We start from the raw sequence: 7,814 nt of genomic DNA on the forward strand, positions 1-7,814 counted from the left end.
GTATTAGGCACGCCGCCAGCGTTCATCCTGAGCCAGGATCAAACTCTCCAATAAAGTTAGTTTGTCTAGCATCTAAAATAAAAATTGACGTTTCACGTTGTTTGTTTCGTTCAGTTTTCAAAGAACTCGTTTGCCGCTCATTTGCGACTCCCTTATGTTAACACTTTCATGTTTCAATGTCAACTAAGTTTTTCATTTCGTTTGTCGCGTTTTGCGTTTTTTCTATCGGCGACTCGTATAATATTACACTTCAATATACTAATCGTCAATACCTTTTTTAAATATATTTAATTCACTCTTTTTGCATCAATGTATTATGAGAAAAAACGCATTGAAATTTCAATAGATAGAAACAAGAGCGTCCCTTTATCTAGTAATCTATTTCTCCAGGTAACTTTCAAGTTCATTACTCATTTCTCTATTTTAGAAGACATTCAAAATTATATACTTCCGTTTCACAACACTCTTATTCAAACTATCTTTGGGGAGTTCCCCTTATATTCAATCACTCCTAATCTCCCTCTTCTCGATTCCATACATCCTATTCCTTTCATCAAAACTAATAACCTTATTTTAACAATCAATAGTATATAATTAGATAGTTATTGTATTTTTTTATTACCGAGCCATACTACAACCTTTGTTTATACAAATTATACTATTAATAAAACTCTATTAGAAGCAGGTGACAATATGGAAGATATCCGTGTACTTATAGCAGACGATGAAAAAGAAATACGAGATTTATTAAAAAAATATCTAGAACGAGAATTATATACAGTAGATATCGCTATAAATGGCGCAGAAGCACTTCATTTATTTAATCAAAATAAATATAATCTGATCATACTAGATCTCATGATGCCTAAGATTGATGGTATCGAAGTATGTAGAAGACTTAGGGATAAAACAAACATCCCAATATTAATGCTTACTGCTAAAGATCATGAAGTGGATAAAGTTTTAGGTCTCAGCATAGGGGCAGACGATTACATCACAAAACCTTTTAGTATTCATGAAGTGGTCGCTAGAGTAAAAGCTCTTATGAGGCGTTTTTTCGTGTTAGGGAGTAACACTAGCACGCAGGACAAAACACTCCTAACATTTAAAGGGCTAACAATTGATGTGAAAAAGTACACAGTTAACGTAGATGGCGCAGAAATCTCTTTAACTGGAAAAGAATTAGAATTATTAAAGTTTTTTGCTTTAAACCCTGAACAAGTTTTTACAAAAACACAACTCTTCCGTAATGTTTGGGATAGTAATTATATAGAAGATGATAATACCATTATGGTGCACATTCGAAAGCTTAGAAAGAAAATCGAGGCTGACCCTTCCAATCCTAAATTCATCCAAACCGTCTGGGGCATCGGTTATAAATTTGTAGGTGAGAAGCATGAAGAATGATAAAGTTCTGTATCTTCTTCTATTGCAACTTTTAGCAATCACGGCACTCCTATCTATAGATATAAGTAACAATCAATTAGAAACAGGAAGATTAGCTTTATTTATTGCACTCTTCATTATGACAATCAGTCTTTTCTTTATAAGACTTCATTTTATCGAAAATCGAAAATCCATGGTTACCGGATTAAAACGTGCTATCAAGGGAAGTACACATGCTAGACTCTATACAAATAACGATCATTCATTGGATGAAGTAATTTTTTCTACAAATGAATTAATAACCGCGCTAGAAAAAGTACAAATTGAAGCTGTAAAATCTCATGAATCTAGAAAACAGCTCCTATCTAGTATTTCGCATGATATCCGGACACCCCTTACTTCTATTATTGGCTATGTTGATGCTTTAAAAGATGATATTGCTACTTCAGAAGAAGAGAAACGAGAATATCTTGAAATTATTTCAAAGAAATCAAGCAACTTAAAACAATTAGTTGATGAAATATTTAATATGGCCAAGCTAGATGCAGATGAATTTCCATTGAAGGAAGAGCCTCTCAATTTTGCTGAAATTGCTAGAGAATCTTTAATTGAATTTTTACCTGAACTAACAAAACATGATTTAGAGTTACAAGTTAGCATCCCAGAAACACCTTGTCCCGTTACAGCAGATTATCTTAGCCTTATACGAGTTATAGGTAACCTCATGAAAAATGCTATATATTACGGAAAATCCGGAAAGATAATAGGAATAAAACTCTTAGAGACCACTAATGAATATCAGCTGCTTATTTGGGATAAAGGACCTGGAATTTCAAAACATGATTTAAATAACGTATTTGAGAGAATGTACCGAAGTGAACAATCAAGGAACCATTCTCATGGTGGGAGTGGTCTAGGACTCGCTATCGCTAAAGCTCTCGTAGAAAAAAACGGCGGGAAAATATGGGTAGAAAGTATTCCGTGGGAAAGAACCACCTTTGGATTTTCTATCCCAAAACAAACCATTTTTAAGAAACAGTTAAGAAATGATTAAGTAGCAGTTAAATCCTCCTTTTTATCATGTAATTAAGAGCTTATTTATGGAAAGCAGGTGTTTCAGAGTGAATGCAATTATAAAGACAACAAATCTCACTAAGATTTATGACAAACAAAAATCAGTAGATAATCTAAATATAACTGTAAACCAAGGAGAGATTTACGGATTTATCGGGCGAAATGGTGCTGGTAAAACGACTACAATTCGAATGCTACTGGGATTAATAAAACCTACAAGCGGAAAAATCGAAATATTCGGAGAGGATTTATCTCGGAATCAAAAAGAAATTTTAAGGAGAATCGGTTCTATCGTTGAAGTGCCAGGGTTCTATGAAAACCTAACTGCAAGAGAGAATCTATTAATTAATGCAAAGATAATCGGGGTTCATAAAAAGGATGCGATTGGAGAAGCACTAGAAATTGTAGGCTTGCAGCATGAAACAAAAAAGTTAGTAGGAAAATACTCTTTAGGGATGAAACAGCGTTTAGGAATTGCAAGAGCTCTTCTCCATTATCCCGAACTGTTAATATTAGATGAACCAACTAATGGTTTAGATCCAATTGGTATTAAAGAAATGCGAAAGCTCATTAAATCTTTAGCACAAGAAAGAAATATAACGATATTAATTTCCAGCCATATTTTAGCTGAAGTCGAACAGCTAGTCGATCATATGGGAATTATTCATGAAGGAAAGTTATTAAAGGAAATTGCTCTTGATACACTTCGAAAAACAAATCGAAAATACTTAGAATTCCAAGTAAATAACGATAACAAAGCTGTAATGCTTTTAGAAAATCAATTTCATATTTCGGATTATGAAGTGCATGATGAGGGTAACATTCGCGTCTATTCCCATTTTGGGCAACAAGGACAAATTAATAAAACATTTGTCCAAAACGATATCGAAGTATTAAAAATTATGATGAGCGAAGATAGATTAGAAGATTACTTCACCAAATTAGTTGGAGGTGGAACAATTGGTTAATCTACTATACACAGAATTATTAAAATTAAAACGTTCTAACATGTTCTTAATTAGTATTATTGGAGCAGCTGTGGCACCTTTTATGGTAGTAGTAGCGTCATATGTACACATAAAAACAAAAAATCCTAATCCAACTATACTATTTGATAGACTGTTCTCTGATGTCAATCTATATACTGTTTTAATAATCGGAATCCCCCTATACGGTGTAGTGACTGCTTATCTCTTTAACCGGGAATATACGGAAGATACATTAAAAAATCTATTAACCATTCCTGTATCACGTATTAACTTTATTATAAGTAAATTCATCCTCCTATTTGTTTGGATTATGATGCTAACTATAGTTGCTTGGGGACTAACTTTATTATTAGGATTATTAGGAAACTTCTCTGGCTTCAGTAGCTCATTACTTCTGCAATCTTTAATGAAATTTTTAATGTGCGGCGGATTTCTTTTTATTTTATCAACCCCTATTGTACTGCTAACCCTTGTAATGAAAACTTATGTTCCGCCTATTATATTAACAATCGTTATAACGATGATAAATGTTATGACTGCAAACTCAGAGCACAAAGATTTATTTCCTTGGGCAGCAACAATCGATATAGTAAATAACGAACTGCAACCAACATATCCTCCGGAATATTCATATATCATCATTGCAGCTACATCTATTATCGGCTTTATCACAACAATATTCTATTTTAAAAAGGTTGATATTCATTAATCTAAGTAGATAAATTAAGGGTTTTATTAGTAGATGCGTTGTGTACCACTTAAAATCAGGCTTTTATTCAAAGTTGTTCCCACACCTCTCTTTTGTCCCCCCTGATAATTTTGAGGTGTGGGTCTAATTTCCGGTTATTTAGATTAAACACTCCCTATAAAAGATTTCAACCACTTTGTCATCTATTATTACCTACGGACAGGAGCTATTAAAGATGAATAAAAAGAAGATACTCTACCATTACCTTTCTATCAGTTTTTTAATACTAGTCTTTCTTATCCCATTCTCACAAATTAGCTTTGCTGAAAGTGAACAAACTAAAGAACAACGCATACAACAAATTGACCAATTTATTAAAGAACAACAAGAGCTTAGTCAAATACCAGGAATATCAGTAGTCATTGTCGAAAAAGGAAAAACTGTATATCAAGAAGGATTTGGGTACGCAGATTTAAAAACCCAAAAGGTTGTAAATGAAGATACTTTATTTGAGCTAGCTTCAACAAGTAAAGCTTTTACAGGTTTAGCTATTTTACAATTAGAAAAAGAGGACTTACTAAAAAGAACTGACGATATCACAAAATTTTTACCATGGCTAAAATTAACTTATAACGATAAACCAGGAAATATTACTTTAAATCATTTGCTTTATCAAACTAGCGGAATACCTTCTACCACTATTAGCGATATTCCCATCAGTACAGAGAATGATGCACTAGAAGCAACCGTCAAAACATTACAACACACAAAATTGGATCATAAGCCAGGAAGCTCTTTTGAATACGCAACTATTAATTATGATATTTTAGGACTTGTAATTGAAAAAGTGACAAAAAAGCCATATGAAGTTTATATGAAGCAAAACATCTTAAATCAAATTGGAATGAAAAATTCATTAGTAGGTTACTTACAAGGACAATCCAATGAGATGGCTACTGGGTATAAATTAAGATTTATGAGACCATATGCATATACACAACCTATCTATCGTGGTAATACACCCGCAGGTTATGTTATCAGTAATACAAATGATTTAGCAAAATGGATGAATCTTCAATTAGGAACTGAAACAAACGATTCCATTGATCCACAACTAATTTCGGATTCACATATCCCTGATAAGACAGTGAAACCAGTTGCTAATAATAGCTACTATGCCAGCGGATGGGTTGTTTTACAAAAAGACAAAAAAATTGTATTCCATGATGGAGAAACTCCAAACTTTTCGTCTTTTATTATAATGCAACCGGATGAACAAACAGGCGTAGCGGTGTTAGCAAATATGAAAAGTACATTTACTACATCAATTGGTCAAGGTGTTATAGATCTCTGGAACGGAAAGAACATTTCCGGTACACAGCAAATAGATAGCTTTCAAAAGGTAGATAAAATAGCAACCATAATATTCATTGTGACAGCGTGCTTAAGTATATTATTTATAATTTTAACCATRAGACTTATAAGAAGGTTATTACAAAAACGCCGAAATTGGACTTTATTAAACAAAAAGAAATTCATATTATTTCTCATAAATATATGTGTCGTTGCAGGGGGACTACTATTCTTTTTAAAACTCCCCAAAATACTACTTGGAGTACCTTGGTCGTTTGTTACAGTATGGGCTCCCGTTACAGTTACACTAACAATGTATAGCTTTATAACAGTTATAATTTTATATTCCATCTATACAAATTTAATGTTTTTCACTAAGAAAAACGTCAATAGATTTCTTTCATAGATTTTCATTAACATTTGACATAGGAGTGAAATTATGAGCGATGCAATTATTGCCTTCATACTCGGTATTGTAGAAGGACTAGCAGAATTCCTACCTATTTCTTCTACTGGGCATCTTATACTAGTCGGACACTTATTAGGTTTTGAAGGAGAAAGAGCAAAAACATTTGAGATTGTCATACAATTAGGAGCAATTTTAGCTATTGCTTTTTTATATCACAAACGCCTTGTTTCCTTATGTAACATTAAGCCTCTCTTGCAGAAAGAGAAAAAATTCAATGCACTACATGTTTTCCTAGGTGTATTCCCAGCTGTAGTTGTTGGCTTACTATTACATGATGTAATCAAAACATACTTATTTCAGCCATATACTGTCGTTATCGGACTTGTAGCAGGAGCTATTCTTATGATTTTTGCAGAAGTTAAAAAACCTGAAGCTACCTCTTATTCATTAGATGATTTAACGTATCGTCAAGCATTAACAATTGGATTATTTCAATGTTTAGCGGTATATCCTGGTTTTTCAAGAGCTGGATCCACAATGTCTGGAGGATTGTTAGCAAAAGTGAATTATAACGCTGCATCAGAATTTTCTTTTCTTATCGCTCTTCCCGTCATGGTTGGTGCAACCGGTCTAGACTTATTAAAAAGTTGGGAACATTTAAGTATAGATGATATTCCAATGTTTGCAGTAGGATTTATTACTTCTTTTGTAGTAGCAATGTTAGCAGTAGTAACGTTTCTAAAGCTACTCTCGAAAATAGGTTTAAAACCTTTTGCCTATTATCGCATTTTGTTAGCTATTGTATTTACTATATTCGTATTGCTCTAACTATAGAAAGATCACCTATAAAAACACTAACTAACCGATATTCCTATGGAAGAATCGGTTAGTTGAAATTATACGACCCTAACAGACATACCTTCTCCATTTTAAAAAAAGATATGCTAAACAAAATCTCCATAAAAAGCGTTGGTTTTATTACTCGAAATAAATTATCTAATCTTAAAAACTTAAGTAGTTGTTTAAAATAACTTGACTTATTAATTCTGAATATTCTTTAATGTTATTATAGAGGTTTATAGGAGAGATAGATGACCAGAACCTTATGACAATGAATTATGTATTTGAATATATAATAGAGAAATAGGTGAATGATACAAATGAACCAATTAGCACAAAAGTATTGGGATGAGTATTGGAAGGAAAGTGAAAAACCTCAATCTGTCAGCGCATGGCAGTTCGGAGCATCTCCTGATTATCTTGCTCAATTAGTAATTGATGGCGTGAAAACAGCAACATGCTCTGGTCATATCTTCTATGAACTAGACAATGAGCCACTTCCAGCAATAAATGATTATAGTATTATCTTAAATAGCCAGGATGAGCCTGTAGCCATTATTAAAACAATAGAAGTAACTGTAACACCAATGAATGAAGTGCCCGAAGAATTTGCCATTGCAGAAGGCGAAGGTGATCGAACTTATGACTACTGGAAAGATACCCACACAAAGTTCTTTACCAAAGAATTGAATGCACTTGGACATGAGTTTTCTGAAGATATGCTACTCGTTTGTGAACGTTTTAAACTCATTGATGTAAAAAAATAAACATACCCACTTTTCAAATACAAGGTCATCACCTATGATTCAAAAAAACGCATAGGTGATGACCTTATCTTATTATCTCTAATGAAGAAGAAAATTTATGAACAGCTATGAAGAAAAATAAAATAAATACTTAGGTACACAAAGCATTTATTTTATTAAACAAAAAAACCTAAGTCGAAACGACTTAGGTTTTTGCTTGGCGACGTCCTACTCTCACAGGGACAAGGTCCCAACTACCATCGGCGCTAGAGAGCTTAACTTCCGTGTTCGGTATGGGAACGGGTGTGACCTCTCTGCCATCATCACCA

General features: G+C 33.2%; 7 protein-coding genes and 1 rRNA gene. 7 read left to right on the top strand and 1 reads right to left on the bottom strand.

Features of this window, described 5'->3' with window-relative positions; genetic code table 11:
* Positions 1 to 693: 693 nt before the first annotated feature.
* From AC1DIT_RS26005 to AC1DIT_RS26035, 7 genes are all read left to right on the top strand, one after another.
* Complete coding sequence (locus AC1DIT_RS26005; protein WP_016117058.1) at positions 694 to 1,407, top strand: response regulator transcription factor; 714 nt, start codon at positions 694 to 696, stop codon at positions 1,405 to 1,407.
* A complete protein-coding gene (locus AC1DIT_RS26010) occupies positions 1,397 to 2,440 on the top strand; it encodes a sensor histidine kinase (RefSeq protein WP_016117057.1) in 1,044 nt (347 codons plus the stop codon). The genes AC1DIT_RS26005 and AC1DIT_RS26010 overlap by 11 nt, the downstream gene beginning before the upstream one ends.
* Positions 2,441 to 2,486: 46 nt before the next feature.
* Entirely contained in the window at positions 2,487 to 3,428 is a 942-nt protein-coding gene (locus AC1DIT_RS26015) for an ABC transporter ATP-binding protein (RefSeq protein ID WP_033670936.1), read from the top strand.
* Entirely contained in the window at positions 3,421 to 4,158 is a 738-nt protein-coding gene (locus tag AC1DIT_RS26020; protein ID WP_016117055.1) for an ABC transporter permease, read from the top strand. Before AC1DIT_RS26015 ends, AC1DIT_RS26020 begins: the two co-directional genes overlap by 8 nt.
* Before the next feature lie 214 nt (positions 4,159 to 4,372).
* Positions 4,373 to 5,896, top strand: coding sequence for a serine hydrolase domain-containing protein (locus AC1DIT_RS26025; RefSeq protein ID WP_476998515.1), 1,524 nt, complete (start codon positions 4,373 to 4,375; stop codon positions 5,894 to 5,896).
* A 33-nt stretch (positions 5,897 to 5,929) separates the two neighbouring features.
* Complete coding sequence (gene bacA, locus AC1DIT_RS26030) at positions 5,930 to 6,727, top strand: undecaprenyl-diphosphate phosphatase (RefSeq protein ID WP_016132489.1); 798 nt, start codon at positions 5,930 to 5,932, stop codon at positions 6,725 to 6,727.
* Positions 6,728 to 7,059: 332 nt separating this feature from the next.
* Positions 7,060 to 7,506, top strand: a complete 447-nt coding sequence (locus AC1DIT_RS26035) for an ASCH domain-containing protein (protein WP_033670935.1) — start codon at positions 7,060 to 7,062, stop codon at positions 7,504 to 7,506.
* Between the two features lie 194 nt (positions 7,507 to 7,700).
* Here the strand turns inward: AC1DIT_RS26035 and rrf are convergent.
* Positions 7,701 to 7,814: ribosomal RNA gene (gene rrf / locus AC1DIT_RS26040) — 5S ribosomal RNA — on the bottom strand; the annotation flags it as partial.

This window comes from Bacillus sp. 05T22 (assembly GCF_056396765.1).